15 protein-coding genes and 2 CRISPR repeat arrays are annotated in these 17,905 nt (G+C 36.8%); of the genes, 7 read left to right on the forward strand and 8 right to left on the reverse strand.

The features are described 5' to 3' along the window. Positions 1-17 precede the first annotated feature (17 nt). Positions 18-1,806: direct repeats of the CRISPR family, unit length 24 nt; unit sequence CTTTCAGTTCTTCCTTATTTCAAC. A gap of 1,009 nt (positions 1,807-2,815) precedes the next feature. Then, complete coding sequence (gene cas1 / locus HS5_RS01920; protein WP_236752393.1) at positions 2,816-3,712, forward strand: CRISPR-associated endonuclease Cas1; 897 nt, start codon at positions 2,816-2,818, stop codon at positions 3,710-3,712. 330 nt (positions 3,713-4,042) lie between these two features. Here the strand turns inward: cas1 and HS5_RS01925 are convergent, their stop codons facing one another. Further along, entirely contained in the window at positions 4,043-4,726 is a 684-nt protein-coding gene (locus HS5_RS01925) for a hypothetical protein (RefSeq protein WP_236753618.1), read from the reverse strand. Further along, on the reverse strand, positions 4,632-4,913 hold the full coding sequence (cas2, locus tag HS5_RS01930) for a CRISPR-associated endonuclease Cas2 (RefSeq protein WP_236752394.1): 282 nt from the start codon (positions 4,911-4,913) through the stop codon (positions 4,632-4,634). The genes HS5_RS01925 and cas2 overlap by 95 nt, the downstream gene beginning before the upstream one ends. A gap of 1,086 nt (positions 4,914-5,999) precedes the next feature. Beyond that, a CRISPR array of direct repeats spans positions 6,000-8,835; the repeat unit is 24 nt; unit sequence GTTGAAATAAGGAAGAACTGAAAG. A gap of 225 nt (positions 8,836-9,060) precedes the next feature. Here cas2 and HS5_RS01935 point away from each other — a divergent pair. The 5 genes from HS5_RS01935 (at position 9,061) to HS5_RS01955 (ending at position 13,823) form a co-directional block, all read left to right on the forward strand. Then, positions 9,061-10,683 carry a hypothetical protein gene (locus HS5_RS01935; RefSeq protein ID WP_236752395.1) on the forward strand — a complete coding sequence of 541 codons (1,623 nt, stop codon included), beginning with the start codon at positions 9,061-9,063 and terminating at the stop codon, positions 10,681-10,683. Continuing rightward, entirely contained in the window at positions 10,676-11,101 is a 426-nt protein-coding gene (locus tag HS5_RS01940) for a hypothetical protein (protein ID WP_236752396.1), read from the forward strand. The genes HS5_RS01935 and HS5_RS01940 overlap by 8 nt, the downstream gene beginning before the upstream one ends. Further along, positions 11,098-12,111 (forward strand): type I-D CRISPR-associated protein Cas7/Csc2, encoded by a 1,014-nt coding sequence (cas7d, locus tag HS5_RS01945; protein ID WP_236752397.1) that lies wholly within the window; start codon positions 11,098-11,100, stop codon positions 12,109-12,111. The genes HS5_RS01940 and cas7d overlap by 4 nt, the downstream gene beginning before the upstream one ends. Then, positions 12,108-12,770 (forward strand): hypothetical protein, encoded by a 663-nt coding sequence (locus HS5_RS01950; protein ID WP_236752398.1) that lies wholly within the window; start codon positions 12,108-12,110, stop codon positions 12,768-12,770. The genes cas7d and HS5_RS01950 overlap by 4 nt, the downstream gene beginning before the upstream one ends. A gap of 279 nt (positions 12,771-13,049) precedes the next feature. Further along, positions 13,050-13,823 carry a hypothetical protein gene (locus HS5_RS01955; RefSeq protein ID WP_236752399.1) on the forward strand — a complete coding sequence of 258 codons (774 nt, stop codon included), beginning with the start codon at positions 13,050-13,052 and terminating at the stop codon, positions 13,821-13,823. Between the two features lie 186 nt (positions 13,824-14,009). On the opposite strand, the gene HS5_RS14440 is transcribed toward HS5_RS01955, so the two are convergent. The 6 genes from HS5_RS14440 to HS5_RS01980 form a co-directional block, all read right to left on the reverse strand. Next, positions 14,010-14,144 carry a hypothetical protein gene (locus HS5_RS14440; protein ID WP_256445557.1) on the reverse strand — a complete coding sequence of 45 codons (135 nt, stop codon included), beginning with the start codon at positions 14,142-14,144 and terminating at the stop codon, positions 14,010-14,012. Positions 14,145-14,286: 142 nt separating this feature from the next. After that, positions 14,287-14,985: a CRISPR system precrRNA processing endoribonuclease RAMP protein Cas6 gene (locus HS5_RS01960; protein WP_236752400.1), complete on the reverse strand. Its 699-nt coding sequence runs from the start codon at positions 14,983-14,985 to the stop codon at positions 14,287-14,289. Between the two features lie 5 nt (positions 14,986-14,990). Then, positions 14,991-15,503 carry a hypothetical protein gene (locus HS5_RS01965; protein WP_236752401.1) on the reverse strand — a complete coding sequence of 171 codons (513 nt, stop codon included), beginning with the start codon at positions 15,501-15,503 and terminating at the stop codon, positions 14,991-14,993. A gap of 1 nt (position 15,504) precedes the next feature. Then, positions 15,505-16,176, reverse strand: coding sequence for a hypothetical protein (locus tag HS5_RS01970; protein ID WP_236752402.1), 672 nt, complete (start codon positions 16,174-16,176; stop codon positions 15,505-15,507). A 382-nt stretch (positions 16,177-16,558) separates the two neighbouring features. Continuing rightward, entirely contained in the window at positions 16,559-16,936 is a 378-nt protein-coding gene (locus HS5_RS01975; RefSeq protein WP_236752403.1) for a clan AA aspartic protease, read from the reverse strand. Then, on the reverse strand, positions 16,912-17,274 hold the full coding sequence (locus HS5_RS01980) for a ribbon-helix-helix domain-containing protein (RefSeq protein WP_236752404.1): 363 nt from the start codon (positions 17,272-17,274) through the stop codon (positions 16,912-16,914). The genes HS5_RS01975 and HS5_RS01980 overlap by 25 nt, the downstream gene beginning before the upstream one ends. 278 nt (positions 17,275-17,552) lie before the next feature. Between HS5_RS01980 and HS5_RS01985 the strand changes: the two genes are divergently transcribed. Next, entirely contained in the window at positions 17,553-17,903 is a 351-nt protein-coding gene (locus HS5_RS01985) for a hypothetical protein (RefSeq protein ID WP_236752405.1), read from the forward strand. The last annotated feature ends 2 nt before the right edge of the window (positions 17,904-17,905 follow it).

Raw genomic sequence — 17,905 nt, forward strand, 5'->3', positions numbered from 1 at the left:
CCTATTATAAGCTAAGAAAAGCTTTTTCCTCTTATTTCAACATTTTAGAACATTACTATTTTAGAAAACGTAATGCCATTCAGTTCTTCCTTATTTCAACTTCTCATATCCCACCCAATAGACTAAGGCAGGATCTTTCAGTTCTTCCTTATTTCAACTAGGCGGCTATGGACACCCATACCCCACATTATATGGCTTTCAGTTCTTCCTTATTTCAACTGAAAATTGTCCCGCTGAAAACTAATTTTTCATCACTTTCAGTTCTTCCTTATTTCAACCTTAAGAAAGCTAAACGTGTTAAAAACTTCGCTGCTTTCAGTTCTTCCTTATTTCAACAGCTTGAAAAGAAAGTTTAGGTTTTTAAACTTTACTTTCAGTTCTTCCTTATTTCAACGCGGAGTAGTATTCGGCTACTTAGTGTACAAAACGACTTTCAGTTCTTCCTTATTTCAACTTTGTGCATTCATTTGTCCCATTGGAATTGCAGACTTTCAGTTCTTCCTTATTTCAACCGCTACCTGTGCTTCCTAATATTATAGCGTGTCTTCTTTCAGTTCTTCCTTATTTCAACTTGTTTGTATTTCAGTATTGTGCTTCTTTTTGATCTTTCAGTTCTTCCTTATTTCAACAAGCTCTCATTGCTTATCTTATGTGCAGATTTAGTAACTTTCAGTTCTTCCTTATTTCAACGTTTGTGAACATATTCCTTAGGTTCTTCCTTTCTGCTTTCAGTTCTTCCTTATTTCAACTTTAGGCTCTTTACAACGCCAAGTGCAATCCTGCACTTTCAGTTCTTCCTTATTTCAACTTTTGTCAGTGGGTTCATCATGGTTTTTAATGTGAACTTTCAGTTCTTCCTTATTTCAACTTGCAACTCAAGCACTTCCATTTGTTGGAACGTTCTTTCAGTTCTTCCTTATTTCAACGGCTGAAGGGTTGTTAGGTGTTCTCATTTGGAGAGCTTTCAGTTCTTCCTTATTTCAACCCTATCTTCTCCAGCTCCGCCAATTTTGCCAGAGCCTTTCAGTTCTTCCTTATTTCAACTTATTTCTATTCCCATACCTTTTCTATTGATCTTCTCTTTCAGTTCTTCCTTATTTCAACAAAAGGTGAAGACGTCACAAGTTGCCGGCGATAACTTTCAGTTCTTCCTTATTTCAACTAAAAGATTTTTATGAGTGTATAGATTATATTAACTTTCAGTTCTTCCTTATTTCAACAGGCTAACGATAAAAGGTATTGTAATACTCTGACTCTTTCAGTTCTTCCTTATTTCAACAGAAGAGGTAACTGGAGTTATTATAGGACTGACACTTTCAGTTCTTCCTTATTTCAACATCCCAATATGGCATTCCCCAACATGGTTAGGCGGCTTTCAGTTCTTCCTTATTTCAACTTAATAGGCAAATTCTCAAATTTTAAAACATGATTCTTTCAGTTCTTCCTTATTTCAACATGTACTAATAGGGCTAGTTATAGGGTTTGTAATCTTTCAGTTCTTCCTTATTTCAACGTAACTTTCAACAGTTTTAATGGAAGTAGCACGACTTTCAGTTCTTCCTTATTTCAACTGGTATGATAAAGAGTAGGCACAGTTTGTGAGAGCTTTCAGTTCTTCCTTATTTCAACTGGCTAATTTTTGTATATAATTGGATAACATAGACTTTCAGTTCTTCCTTATTTCAACCCTTCTCTTTCTCTGTCATTATACTGAGCAAATAGTTCTTTCAGTTCTTCCTTATTTCAACATACAGTGCTGGAAGGTATGCGTCCAGGTCCCAGCTTTCAGTTCTTCCTTATTTCAACTGTTCGTTGCTTTTTACGATTTTTTGACGTGTTTTTAGGGGTTTGTGTAGATTATCTTTCTTTATCCTTTATAATAAGCCTTACTTTCCACTAAAATTCACGTAAGGCAATGTAGAAAATGCTTATCTTCCGTCTTTTTGAAAGTAACTTTTCTACACAAGAGTTTATAAAGGGTATTTATACCCCGGGGAAAGTCGTCAAAAAATTTGCCTCAGAATCTACACGAAAAAATCTCATCTTATCTTTACATTTTCAAACTCCCTTGCTTTTAGGATAAATTGAATGAGAATAAATAGCCAAAGTAGATAGAATAATACTAGATAAGAAAAAGAACGGGAAATTGAAAGTATGGAATGTCTAAAGAAGGTAATTTGAAATAATCTAAGTTAAATAAGATACAATTCCAAACTCCCCTATTTTCTAGAAGTAATTGAATGAGAGAAAGTTAGGAAAATGGATAAATGTAGATAGAGAAATTCACTCCATCACTTATCTACACGAAAAAAGATCAAGAAAAGTAAAAAAATACTATATATAATTATTTACTCTCTTATATTAATTATATTACAATATTCGTAATTTTATATCTATAAATGAGGCTGGATGATATTATAATCCTCGCAAACTTAATAGCTGCATAAATTAGGATTTCAAAGTTTACATTATTTTGATTATTTCTCGTCAAGAAATAACCATTCAGATTAGTTCTAGTAATGCTAAATAGCGAGTAGTACTTAAAGGAATTATAATAGCTAAGTTTTGTGTTCTAGTAATGCTAAATAGCGAGGGCAGGGTTTACTTTCAAGTTCAAAAATTCAGAGTTCTGGCGATGCTAAATAACGAGTTTAATTTTGGCATTGTATCTGTTAGCAGTAATTGTAAGCTTTCACGTCTAATTATATGACGTTGTCATAAAGACACTGTAAAATTCAATTTTTACAACTATCTTACGATAATGTGCCTTTTAATTTAGGATAAAATTTATTATTTTCATTTAAAAATATATTTTATGATATTAGTCCTTACTAACCCATTAAAGATAGATAGGAAATCTAGGTCAGAACTAATAGTGTCCTTTAAGAGTTATACTAGGAATTATAATTTAAGGGATATAACCGGAGTAGTCATACTCGGTTCTTCTACCCTATTGCCTACTGGGGTAGTTTCCTTGCTATCATCAATGAATATCCCACTTGTTATCTCTAATAAACTGGGAGTTTCAATTAGCTCACCCACATTAATAGTCATGTTATCGGAAGTAAGAGAAAAGCAGTATAAGTTAACTGAGGAGGAGAAGTTGGAAATCGCCAGGAATTTTATTTCAGCCAGATTCAACGGCTTATCTAACTTATTAAAGTATTACAAGCAAGATCCTCCGCAACTCGTAGACAATAACGACTTATTAGTGTGGGAGGCGATAAACAGTAGGGCCTTCTGGGATAAGATGTTCAACCTCTTCCCTAAGGAAGTCAGGAATATAGGAAGAAAGCCGAGGCATTCCGACACCTTCAATAAGTCGTTATCCTTAACTTATGCCTTACTTTACGCAATATGCACGAGAGCTTTACTTTCCTTCGGTTTCGATCCTACATACGGAGTCATGCACAAGTCTAGGTACTCTACGGCTCTGTCCTTTGATTTTTCAGAAATGTTTAAACCAATAGCAATTCACGCAGTAATTAGGGCATATAAGAAGGGTTTATCTCTAGATAAGGAAGGAGAGCTCACAAAGGACAGTGTTAGCAAGGTATCTAAGGAGTTTTTCGATTTAATCAGTAAAAAACAAAATAACGAAACAATATATAAGGCAGTATATAATAGAGCTTTAAAGCTCTCTCAATATTTAAGGAAAAAAGATAAGAGCATAAAGTACACTTTCACTTACGACCCAAGGAAACTGTCGTAATAAGCTGAAATTTAACACATTATGTGGTTAAGAGTTTAACTAAAAACATTACGAGAATATTTCGGCTGAAGAGTATATGGATGAGAAAAGGAAAACTAAAGTCCATGGTACTCCTTCTTATTTCCACTTTCTTATGTTCCTAAAACTATAAGTAAAGGATTAGGCTAATCATAAATTTAACTCTACGAGCGTCAATATATGATACTATCTTGCAATTACTATCGTTCTATGCACAGAGTTGATAACGTTTAACTCAACGTTTGGACGAATCTTGCAATTATTATCACCCTATAAAGTGAAGAGTGGGATGAAAAAGAGGCGCCTAGCAATCTATCTATGTACAGAATATACTGGGCACGTATTCATTAGGTCACAGTTACTGCATGCCCACTTTATCTTATTATATATCCGTTCTGCAGCGTCCTCAGGGTCCTTAGGCGTTGCGAACAATGACTTTATCTTTTTTGGAAAATCTGAATACTTTAACCACCTAATTCCTTTATTATATATTATAAGACCAACTACGGGGTGAGAAGTGTAATAAATTGCCGAGGCCATGTAAAACCTCATTTCTCCCTCTAAATGCCTTACAGTATCTGAAATAGTTATTTCTGCTATTAAACTTACATAATCTTTCTTTGTCTTTATAATTGAAAAATAGTCCGGTTTTCCTCTGATAACAAACACTTTATCTCTAATGTAAGATAAGGTAAACTCTGGTTCCTTTTTATCTACGAGTATTTTATCCTTGAGAACTTCCCTCAATGAGTTTATTATCATTTCGTTTATCCTATCGTGTATAGGCTTAAGGTGCTTTACAGAGAGGGGCGTAGTGTAACTTATTTGTCCACAATTCTCAAGAATTTGATATTTCATCATCGGGCATAAATTTGCCCAGCTGAGTCCTGTGGCAGTTAACTTACAATACCTCATATCTTCTTTCTGATAATTTTCTACAATCTCCTTTGGTACAGTTGACGGAAGACTCGTACTCGCTGTCTCGTATGACGACAATATACAGGTTATCGCCTTCTTCAAGGTGTCTTTTAGCCATGTCGGAGATAAGCGACGCTGTTTTATATCCGCCAACGCCCGCGTATACTGACCTGTTGACCATCGAAAGTCCAAGACGTCTGAGGTACCTCCTGATTTTCCCTCTGACCTTTTCTGACGATATGTCAAAAGCTACCACCACGTACATTACTTATATATATGAGCTAATATATATGAAACCTTCTAACTCCTTGCTAGCTGTTAAGTAGAACGTTACACAAGGAATTCTGAACTTAACGGGTCTATCTCCTTGCTATCTGTTGAGGGATACATAGTCCGCTCTTTACATGAGAATAAACAGTAATGGAACTGTTGAAAGTTGTTATATGATATATACACGCTAGTATTTCTGAAAAGTTCTTAGACTATGATCTAGTTATATATTCCTGGTTAAAGCTATAGACTTACTGGAAACACTAGCGTTTAATCTTAAGCCTCAACATAATAGGAGTGAACATTTCGTCAAACAGACATATACACGCTTAATCTTAAGTTCATTAACTAAGGGGAGTTCAATGAAAGTATTCTCTTCCATTCGCTTATCTTAAGTTTATTAAACTAAGTATATGTCATTAATGTTCTTCAAATGAATATTCAACTGGCTACGACGTTATAGTACTCGTTCTATTAAAGTTTCCTACTCGTCCAGTAACATTTCTAGCTAGAAAATATTAGACTAAAATAACTACATATACGATATTTTCTTACTTTTCCTGATCTTTTTTCGTGTAGATAAGTGAGAAGACGAATTTCTCTATCTACATTTATTCATTTTCCTAAATTTCTCTCATTCAATTAGTCCTAAAGAGTAGGGAAGATAGGATTTATATTATAATTCGCACGATTTTTTATCATATTTCTGATCTCCTTCTTTATTCGTAGTTTCATCTTTATTCTATGGTCTTCTCCCTTCTATAGTATTATTCTATCTACTTTGGCTATTTATTCTCATTCAATTTATCCTAAAAGCAAGGGAGTTTGAAAATGTAAAGATAAGATGAGATTTTTTCGTGTAGATTCTGAGGCAAATTTTTTGACGACTTTCCCCGGGGTATAAATACCCTTTATAAACTCTTGTGTAGAAAAGTTACTTTCAAAAAGACGGAAGATAAGCATTTTCTACATTGCCTTACGTGAATTTTAGTGGAAAGTAAGGCTTATTATAAAGGATAAAGAAAGATAATCTACACAAACCCCTAAAAACACGTCAAAAAATCGTAAAAAGCAACGAACAGTTGAAATAAGGAAGAACTGAAAGGTGGTTACCACAGTCCATCAAAGGAAAGACACTTGTTGAAATAAGGAAGAACTGAAAGTTTAAAAGACTCTACTAACGAAGGAAATGAAGAGCAAGTTGAAATAAGGAAGAACTGAAAGATATGCAGGGCAATTCAGTACCGTTAGCATTGCGGTTGAAATAAGGAAGAACTGAAAGTATCGAAATCACTCTTTACCTTTTCTTTAGTCTCGTTGAAATAAGGAAGAACTGAAAGCTATAGCACTTTCATTCAGAAAATCTACTCTTCCTGTTGAAATAAGGAAGAACTGAAAGTTACCAGAAAGCTGTTACTCAAGATTATCAATACAGTTGAAATAAGGAAGAACTGAAAGATTTTATCTTGTGGAGAGAGAATTTTAATAACCGGTTGAAATAAGGAAGAACTGAAAGATTTACTGAAGTGTTAGTATTATTGTTAGTTGCATGTTGAAATAAGGAAGAACTGAAAGAAGTGAAAGATTTAAACAGTTAATGGAGAGTGAAGTTGAAATAAGGAAGAACTGAAAGTATAGGAAATGTAAATATAAAAAATTCTCAATTAGAGTTGAAATAAGGAAGAACTGAAAGATGTTAAAAAAGGTGATTTAGGATTTTTGCCATGGTTGAAATAAGGAAGAACTGAAAGTTGATGAAAATAATTTTATTATTGTCGCATTTTTGTTGAAATAAGGAAGAACTGAAAGCGAATGGAAAAAGTGGAATTTATTATATCAACTTGTTGAAATAAGGAAGAACTGAAAGCTCCAGATCTTACCTTACTCCTCTGTTTCCTTCAAGTTGAAATAAGGAAGAACTGAAAGGTTCTCATACGCTGGAATACAGATATTCAACGCTGGTTGAAATAAGGAAGAACTGAAAGAAGGGACTGGAGAAACTAGTTTTGTATAGTTTGTGTTGAAATAAGGAAGAACTGAAAGCTGGAGGTGAGCTAAATGACTGAAACTACTGTTTTAGTTGAAATAAGGAAGAACTGAAAGACTAACGCAATAATTTACATTGATACTTTCGTAAGTTGAAATAAGGAAGAACTGAAAGTATTCATCTCAATGGTCTAAATATTCAAGACCAAGTTGAAATAAGGAAGAACTGAAAGCTGATAAGCCTTAGCTTCGCTTTCATAAATAAGCGGTTGAAATAAGGAAGAACTGAAAGCTTTAATAATATTTGGTGTAATAGTGGTTTTAATAAGTTGAAATAAGGAAGAACTGAAAGTTGTGATATATTCTAAACTACTCTTATTCCTTAATGTTGAAATAAGGAAGAACTGAAAGTTTTGACTCGCAGAAGAAGGCCAAGTACTTAGAGGTTGAAATAAGGAAGAACTGAAAGATGCTTACGGATGAACCTATTACAAACAATAATGGTTGAAATAAGGAAGAACTGAAAGTCCTTATAAGGCTGTTGTATCGCTGACAGCGTACCAGTTGAAATAAGGAAGAACTGAAAGTTGCAAATGATTTAGCCTTTTGTTTCCACATTTCGTTGAAATAAGGAAGAACTGAAAGACCTGTGTCGAATTACAAACTACTAGCGGTACTAGTTGAAATAAGGAAGAACTGAAAGTTACTGAATTATAATTAATATCCTCATAATTATTTGTTGAAATAAGGAAGAACTGAAAGTAAACTATCAGATAGAGTTGCAGCATTATTGCAAGTTGAAATAAGGAAGAACTGAAAGATCCCTGCACCTATAATCGTTCCTAGCCCTGGAACGTTGAAATAAGGAAGAACTGAAAGTTAATGACTACTAGTACAACTAGTACCACTACGTGTTGAAATAAGGAAGAACTGAAAGATTATAGCGCCTACTCCTACAATTGAAAAAATAATGTTGAAATAAGGAAGAACTGAAAGTCAGTGGATTACAAAGTGTTAATGCTAACATAACGTTGAAATAAGGAAGAACTGAAAGTCAATGCGAAGTATAGAGTATTGATAATATTGTTGTTGAAATAAGGAAGAACTGAAAGATAAGTTTATATCTATTTTCAATTTTTCCTATTTTGTTGAAATAAGGAAGAACTGAAAGTATAAGTTTATCAAATTCCGCTAAACTTAGTTTAGTTGAAATAAGGAAGAACTGAAAGAATAAGTGAATTGAAAGAGGGAGTAAATGCTCTTGTTGAAATAAGGAAGAACTGAAAGTTAGCCCCGATATCCAGATGAGGGGCCTTTAGGTCTGTTGAAATAAGGAAGAACTGAAAGGACTTCTTAGAGGAGATGAAAGATGAGTGAGAGAGTTGAAATAAGGAAGAACTGAAAGCGGGCCCGGGGCATATTGGAGGGGAATGAGATGGTGTTGAAATAAGGAAGAACTGAAAGTCTTCCGTAAAACAGTCCTCACCATACTCGCGCTGTTGAAATAAGGAAGAACTGAAAGTCAGCTACAGCAGGCACTACTAACACGACTATAACGTTGAAATAAGGAAGAACTGAAAGATGCTGATATTTTCATTATGAGCCAGATGAATAAGTTGAAATAAGGAAGAACTGAAAGCTGGGGACTTGAACGTCCTTAGGCAGTTCTTCGCGTTGAAATAAGGAAGAACTGAAAGCATGTGATAGTTTGGGCTTTTGATAGTGAAGCAAGTTGAAATAAGGAAGAACTGAAAGTGCTGGGAGATATAGCATTTATAGTCCCGGTCCAGTTGAAATAAGGAAGAACTGAAAGTTGTTGAAATAAAGATATCCTGAACCCGAGACCAGGTTGAAATAAGGAAGAACTGAAAGTGAACATCCAGAGGATTACATCTTATCTTCAAACAGTTGAAATATTGAAGAACTGGAATTATCTTCTTATGTAAGCTGTAATACCCTTTCCGTCATTTATAAACTTCATAAACGATCTCTCAAATGTTTTCTAAATAGTAAAGGCTTTGGCTCAGTGCACTCTTTCTTTTTGTTCGAAACGTACTTCTCGCTAACTCCCGTTTTTTGCACTAAACGTTGACGGAAAGATGGACTACTGAAATTGTGACCATAAAGCATTTAATTTTCCCTTTACATTTCTTTTTATGTCTCAAAATTTTGACGAACTTTTTGTCACCGCCCTTGAGGCTTACCACCCTTTTATAGGTTCTGAGAACTGGAAGTACTCAGACGTCCTCACAGCGTTTACTCACTCAGTTTCCGCAGCTTATTCTGCATATAAGCTTTCTTTGGTCCTAGGTAAGGACGACGATTTCGCTGAGAAAGCTTTCTTCATGGGTTTATTCCACGACTTTTATCAGAAGTTCGGTAAGGAAGTCGAGGGATTGAGGGAAGTAGTTAAGATGTTTGTGGACGATAATGAGGTTTTAGAGGGAATAAATTACAACTTAGCGGAGAACCCTTCACTGAACCCTAAGTTCGGTAAAATAATATGGTTTGCGGACATGATGCAGTCCTCTAACATGAGCTTTCTGGAACTCTTTAACTTAGTGAGGAAAGTCGACCCTTCGCTTAACGCTTACTTCTTTACAGTCTCTCTCCCTCAAGTAGGCACTAGGAGTGCAATAATGAAGGAGGTTGTGAAGAAGTTAGATGACTACGTTACGCTTACCGTGCTCACAAAGGACGGGGTAGTAGTAATAACCAAATCCGAAATAGTTGTGCCAATAAAGGTCTCATGGGAAGACATAAAAATTCCCAGGGAAAGTGACGAATGGTCTGAAGTGGAGAAAAAGGATGAAGATCTGATAAATGACTTCTTTGGCAACGGTAAACCTAAGGCTAACTCAAAGGGGTTCTTCTTTAACGTAGAAGTTGAAGGTATTGAAGACGAGGAAGGCGAAGGAGATAGGTGCCTACTCTGTGGAATAGATTCTCCAAAGCTTTACGTACCTCAAGCTTACGGTTACGCATTGTATTCAAAGGCTAACAATGAGAAGTGGAGCCCTAAAATTAAGCCACTCTCTAACTTACACGACAGGTTCGATAAGAAATACGGAATTTGCTTCTGGTGCGCATACGATTCCCTCTACTTGTCAAAGCATTCGCTTGCAGCAAACAAAGGACAGACTAAATACTTCCTTCTAGGATACTTTACAAGGCCTACACCAAAGGAAGTTGCCGAAAACCTTGCAATACTCCTAGGCTCTAACGTAGACACTAGAGCAATAGGAGGAATAAGCTTAGATGAGGTCGAGGATGGTCTGTTTAGCTGGAGGAATTTCGTCCACAAAGTTATCCCTAATATGACTGGAGACAGAATGGAGACGATACTAGATTATTCTTCTGCAATGGTACTTAGGGACTTCGGAACAACTTTTGAACAAGGTAAGAGGAAGTATCTGTTGGGAGACCAACCAATCAAGGGGTTCGTTGATTTACTTCCTTCACTTTCAGCCCTTTTACTGATTTCCTCATTTTACCCAGTTAAGGTAACTCTCCATCCGGACCAGGTTATAGAGAGGAGGATATTGTCCTTCGGTAAACCCATTGCAGTCTTTGATTACGATCCTTCAAAGGAGTCTCTGTCTAAATTACCTCCTTATACTCTGTCACTGCTCTTCTCTTCCAGGCTTGTTGACAATAGGTTTGACATCTTGGACTTCGACTCCTCCTTGACTACTGCCTTACTTTCCTCCGTGAACCCTAGGTTAGCGGAGGCGGTTAAAGGTTTTAAATCTGACCCGAAGGTGTATTATAATGGCTGAGTTAAGAAAAGAACTCGGTTTAGATAAAGGAAAACTAGACCTGGGAGACTATGTCACGATAATGGGTAAAATACTATCCTTCAGAGCAAAGGGGTCAGCGTCTACGCATTCAGTTACTAAGGAAGTTAGGGAAGCGTTGGAGGAAGTGAGGAAGAATCCCACCGGTAACGTTGAAGAAATTATAAAGATAATGAAGTCGCAAGATTCTCCTTTCCAGAAGAGAGAACTTGCAGACATATACAGAGAGGCGTTAGAAGGTCTTCTTAGGAAATTTGCAGAGGTCTCATCAAAGATGAACCCCCAGGAGTCTAGGAAGCTCATGAACATGGTCCTAGAAGGAATATATAATAACGCAGTTTTTTACTCAAAGGACTTCGGTCAAAAGGTTTGGGACGTGTTGAAAGGTGACAAATCATGAACTTTAGGATAAGAGGAGAAAAAGATAGGATATTCTCAAAAGGATATAAGACAGAGGTAGTATATGCAATAATATCAAAAGGTATACCACTATTTAGGACTGAAGGTGTAGGTGACATAAGTACTGTAAGCGTTATAGTAGATAAGGAGAGCTATGAACTTCCCGTTATCTTACCGGAAAAGATTCAGGCAAAGCTAAGGAGGGTAATGTTGGAAAATTTAAGGAGGGAGTACTCCAACTTTGATCAAGGGATGAAGGATAAGATAAGGGAGACAGCAAAGTCCTTGGGTTATAAGAGGACTGAAGGCGAATGGAACTGTTATATTGCACCACCCCAGGAGAGGACTTCGTCTACTGACATAGGCATGTGCGGTTACTGTCCTTCATGCACTATCTTAGGTAATATAACTGACGATAGCATGATGAGTGATTTGAACACTGCCTACGGAATAAAGAGCAGGGTTGTACATGATATAGCGTTCTCCCTAGTTGATTATAAGAAGGCAGTAATGGAGTTGACACATAACAAGGTAGCTGACGGAGTTAGTTACACCGGGCAAAGCTTATACTCTGATCTTCACGTGTCTCCAGGAGTAGTCTTCATAGGTAAGTCTACTGCCTATGATTTAACTAAGAACGAGTTCGAGGTAGTCTTAGATGCGTTAACAAAGGTAACGAGACTTGGCGGGGGAGAGACTAAATACGGCTCAGTTGAAACTAGGATATTGGGCGTAAAGTCTTCAGATAAGGAGACCATAAGTAGTTACGATATAATGAGGGATATAATAGGGAAACACAAGGGAGAAATGGTAGATCTTGAAGAGTATATAAACGAAGTTAAGGGATTGCTGAAGAACAATGGTTTTGAAGAATATACCTATAAGGTCAACTACAGTGAAGCCTGGGAGGACAGCCTAGACTACGCTGGAAAAATAAGGGACTTCATTAACGTAGTAGAAGGTAAAACAGGAGGTAAAGGGAAGAGGAAGAGTAAAGGAGGAGAGGAATGATATATAAGGCTGAACTTACAGCCCACAGTATTTTCTGGTTTAACTCATTGTCTTACCCTCATTCCTCAGGTTATGTGCAGAAAGTAATGCCGGTAATTCATAACTACCCTTTAACTATAGCTTTTTTAGGTAGGCTGGTTGAGGAGAGCTACGTAGGTGCTTATAATTTACCTTCTTATAAGGGAAGCAAAAAGCTTTATGAGGAAGGAGGCATTTACGTTTATCCAGCAGTATTTGACAGGACTTTCTACATGAGGCTTACAATGTCAATAAGTGAAAGCGATTACGTTTTATATAAGCCCCAAACTAGGTGGGCCGTGCCTATATTGACTACTAACAACGTAATCTCCGTGGGCTCTAAGGCTACAACTTACGTTATTTCTTCTTCGCCGTTGGACGTGAGGTATATTAGGCTGGGAGTTAAGAGGGGTACAATGAAGGTCTTCCTTAAAGAGATGAAGGAATACGAGGATGTAAACAACTTTTCTCCTAACGTTGCATACAATGATAAGGACGTAAAGTCTCAAGGGGGTTTTACGTTGATGAAGCATAGGGAAGGTGACGTGGTGTTTGGAGGCAGTGCTGAGAGGGGTGTAAAGTTTAACGATGATGGAGAGGAGATTTATTTACCTGTCCCTGAATTTATAAAGGACCTATAAACTTTTTTGTGTTACGCTTAGTGCTTGATTAACTCTCCATCTATTAGTAAAGCTTACTTTTAATTCAACGTATGATTTAAGAAAAGTCAACTAACTTAACGCCTAGATGCTTTGTGTTGTTAATCTAGTTAGACTCACTTTTAATTTAACGTTAGAATTTAATACTGACGTGCTAAACACCTAGACATAATAATACGTTTTTGGATTTAGGATATGCGAGCTATGTCGACCTAGAAAAAGTAGCTTAAAAGATAAAATATATGACCTTTAATTAAGGATATGTTCTCCCCTGGCGAGGTTTGGAATCCCGTAAACGTGGAAATCCAAGAGAAAGCCCAATGGAAGTGGAAAAGCTATTTAGATAAAGGCATAATTGAAAGCAAAAGCGGGAAAGTGTTTGCAGAGTATATACCTTACTCAGTAGATAGGCAGAACTGGGGGATATACCTTCATAAAAACGAGATAGTGAAGGATGCGGTCATTCTTGCAAAGCTTATGAAAGATAAGAACATTGCAAGGGCTATTGTTGCAGCTTATGTAAGCTTAGTTTTCTTCCACGAGTTAGCTCACCACGTTATAGAGGATCTGAGGGCTCCCCACTTTAAATATAATGAGGAAGACGAATCGCTGTGTGAATATACAGCGTTTACGCTAACCGAGGCTATGCTTAAGAGGAGCCCATTAGAGTTAGGTAACTTTGGTGAACCTAATACTCGTCAGAAGACTGCAGTGCTAGTAGGTGGGATTTCTGAAAATCACTTCTTGATAGGTTATCCTCTTCCCGGTTACGCTTTTAAAGGCTTTATGGACATCATAGGAGAAGTAGCAAACCGCGTGCGTATTGTCCCATTCTTTAATGTTAAGTCATTAGACGCGAAAAAGGTGTTATCTATAATTTACTACTGGAGGGACGAGGCTTACAAGCCGGTAGTCCCCAGTTGGGTTAACGAAAGTGAATACGTCTCATCCCTGTCTCGGAACTTAGCTGTAGGCTTTGATGACTTGTGGAGTAATGTCGAGTCTGTATATAGCAGGGTGTCCATTGTCAGCTAAAGGCTCTCTAATACTTGTGAATTGCTTAAGATATTAAGAGCTAGAAATATAATGAAATTAAGATGTGCTTGGTACGAATCATTTATGAAAAAGAGTATATCTTGTGAACACTGCAAATGTAGTTGTTACTTGAGTTTCTATAAACTTCTTTTTCATAGGATCTGTTGCATATAGCCCGCCTACTCCCTAAGTTGTTTTAACTGTCTCTACCCTTAGTTTCTCCTTTACTATTTTCCTTACCTTTTTCTTTAGTTCCCTGTCCTTCACCCCCTTAAAATTATTATAAAGGTACCATAGGACTAAGTGGTCGTCGTCCCTCATTTTAGTTAGGTGCTTCCCTAAGTTATTTACCTTCTTTTTGCATACTGGACATGAGTCTAAGTCGCTGTGTGCTCTCCTGAAGTGCTTTTCTAAACCGCTCAGTCTGCCTAATATCCTTTTACAGACCGGACAATAATACAGCTTAAATGCACCCCTTTAAGCTAATCCTCCCGAAGCCGTTCCTCCTGGAGCTACCTATTCCCTTGGCTACTGCGTTTTCTAAAGCTTTGAGTATTGACTCGTCCTCTATTACTGTGTACCTGAATTTCCCTACTATCCCTACTACTTCCTTCCCCGCATAAATCACCTTTGCGTAACTCATAGTTGAAGGCTCTTCCCTCACTTTCCCCTCAAGGCTTAAAGCTAGCTTTGAGTACTCTTCCCTTGTGAGCTTAAAGTGGTCCATAAAGTTCACTGCAAATACCACGAAAAACGCATTGGTGAACCTCTTTCTTTTATCCTTCCTAAAGGGGTCTGCCAAGAGAGCAGGGGTTAGTATGTCTATTTCTATGCAGTCGCTTGGCTCGACTTTGACTTCATTCAATTTCACGTCTTTTACCTTCCAGTAAGTATTGAAAACTCTCTTCTCCTCCAGGACTGTTAAAGCTTTTATAACTTCCTCACTTTTCCCTCCTACTTCGAAAGAGTAGGTCTCTCCTTCCTCAACTTCCATAAAAGTCGGTAGTGTCGAATACTTTATCATGTAATTTCCTCCTTTCTTCAGTGGTGATATTGAAATTCCCTTTGCGTCCCCTAGGAGGCTTTTCCCGACCTTGGAAGTGAAAGGTGGAATTATTGCGTTGGATGTAGGTGAAATATAGACCTCTGCAATTGCATACACATTTATCACCTTTTGTGTGATAATAACTCTTTTATGATGGCTATTGCAGAAGTCCAGTCTACTGTTTCCTTTCCCATGAAGCACACAGAGAAGACGTCTATAGTAGTAGCGACGTTGCCTTTGTGATTTACTGAAATTGTTATTGGCTTAACGCTCTCTGACAGCCCTAGGGCTATTAATATGGTGGAGTAAATTAGTACCTTGGTCATAGTAAATGGTAAATTTTCTGCAAGCGTTACTTCAATTATTGCATTACCTGCTAATACGTCAGGACACGCAATGGGGATGTTGCATAAGAGATCCCTCTGTGTGTCAGAGAAGTTTAGTTTAAGGTAGCTGTTTACTGCGTTTATTACGAAAGTCTTACTGGTTTTCCTGAGCGTGAGGTCTTGCTTACCGTAGTTTGTCCCCACAATAACCTCTGTAAGGTCCTTTGCTTCCCTATCCTTTTGTAAGCGTATTTTCTCATTAGCTGAAATGCTCAAGATTTTCCTTAGCTCTACCAATTCTAAGATCATCTCAAGCACCTCTAGTTATGCAGTTGAATATCCTTTCAGCCTTGTACTCTGTCATTACGTTATTAGGGACTTCCAAGTCTCTAATGTTTATACGTACTTCGTGGATGTCTATTTTCTTCAGTATTGCAGTGTAGTCCACTTCATGGGTTTCAGCATTATCAATCTTAGTTGTATCATGGTCTAAGTATCCTACAGCTACATATAATCTAGGATAGTGTAGCTTACCGCTTAAAATGCCTAAAGTCCCGTATAGAGTTGCCTCCACTATTCCTTTAAGTATTAACTTATTTGCTCTGCGTGCGAACGTCGACTTTATTTCTGCTACTTCTCCATTCACAGTTATTAAGTCAGCTTTGCCATGAATTCCTTCATACTGTAGATCTCTAACATCTTTCTTTACATAACCTAAGTACATTAGTTTTTTCTTTATTGCTTTTTCTCCCGATAACGTCTCTCCTACTGAAGGTAAAATTTCGAGAAGGTTGTTGGATATTGTTGTTACTGAATTTTCTGGTGGCAGTCTCGACTTTATCCTCTGTAGTTCTATTTCTTGATTTATGTTAACAGTCTTGTACTGCCTTGAGATTATGTAAATATCGTCTGATAGTTTGAAATAGTATGCGTCCTGTATAATGTTAGATACTCCTAAATAGTATGCACTCAGAGGCTCCATCATCATCGCCTCCTCACTGTGCAGTACTATGGTTTACTTCCTTCTTTTCGTTATTTTTATTTATATAAATTAGATTTATATAAATTAGACAGACTTCTTCTACGTCCATTTTAACCACTTTAATTCTTGATTTCTCCTAGACATTTATAAACTTTTTGATGTTAATTGCTTTGTTGTTAACCCTTAGGTGTTAAGCATTGTTTCTTAAATCAAGTTAATGGGTCAATGTTAGCCTTAGATAAAAATTGAACAAATCTGCTATAGCTGATAAACCTTGGTGAAAAAACTCTCATTCTGGGTAAAATGGACTGAGAAGCTAGTCTTTCTACTTTCAGTTCATTAGAGGTATTTATACTATTTATGCTATGGTTTTTAAGTTTAATTAGAGGGGATCCCCTATGCAGACCTCCTTCCCTTTCCTAAATTCTATGTGAAGCATTTTTTGTAATTCTCTTCCTAAAAGTGAAATTTCTCTACCTAAGATTGGGCTTTCAATAAACGTATCTAGTGTAATTTTACCTATTTTCACAAATGCTTTAGCAACTCTAGTCTTAACAATTCCGTTAATCGTCGCGTAAACTCTGGGGTTCTCCAATTCAATGGAATTAACTTTGCTGTAAACCGAAGGTGGAATTAAAAGGTAGCCAGAGAACCCCGTATCTATTAGTGCTTCAACTTCCACGGAATTCCCAGTATAAGGATCTGTTATGGTAATAGGTAAGATGGGCTTATCATTTATTCTAAAGCAATCGAGGACCATCCCCACTCTCCCATACCTTGCTCGTAATTCTTACTTCCTATCATACACTTTTTATGTCCTCTCCCTTTTTCTACTGCCTCCTTTTCGCTATCAAATGCTCCAATATATTCTCCGTCGCAAGCCAAAACGTATTTTCCTTCATTATACGCCTTTAATGCCTCGGGGTTAGTTTTAAGCACGACGTAATTGTAATCCCAGACACCTTCAGTTACGTTTAACCATAGTGATATTGCCTGCTGTATTGCCTCTGAAACGCTTATCCCTAATAAGGCAGCTTTAGCTTTTAACATCCTATAAAGCTGCTCATCCATGTTCTTTATCAGTACTTTCGTCGTCATATGTTAAACTAGGTAAGAAGTATAATAAAGGTTATCTCAATGAATTTTTCCACTAGTGTTCTTACTTTCATATAAATATTAATAATTAGAGTATTGAAACAATAAGTTTTGTGGTACTTTAGGTGTTAAGCCTTGTTTTTCTTAAATTCTAAATCGCGTTAATTTGAAAGAAAGTCTAATATCGACTTTAATAAAGATCTCCACAAAGCAGAAACAATAACAAGTACTGTTATCTAGAAAGAGTAAAGCATTTAATATATCCAAACTACTAATTCCTTGTGTCCCAGCAGATTTCGACTCAAAAGCTCCTAGATATGGCTACAGAAATAGCAGTTTCAGGAAAGAGAGAAAAAGGGTTTTCTTCCTCACAAATAAACTCCTTCATAGAATACGCACAACAGAGCAGGGACGTAAATCTCGTCTCTCTGTTTATAATAAGGCAGGCACAAAGGGGTCGCTTCATAAACACCGGAAAGCTTTTAGTTAAATACATTACGCAGTTAAACGACATAAACAAGGTAATAGAGCTTTTAGGTTACGTGAAGTGGTTGAGCGAATCAATAGAAGAAGTAAGAGTAGACTTCAACACTAAAAGCTTTCATGACTTGTTAAAACAAATAGTGCAGTGATA

The organism is Acidianus sp. HS-5, assembly GCF_021655615.1.
Taxonomy (GTDB): Archaea; Thermoproteota; Thermoprotei_A; order Sulfolobales; family Sulfolobaceae; genus Acidianus.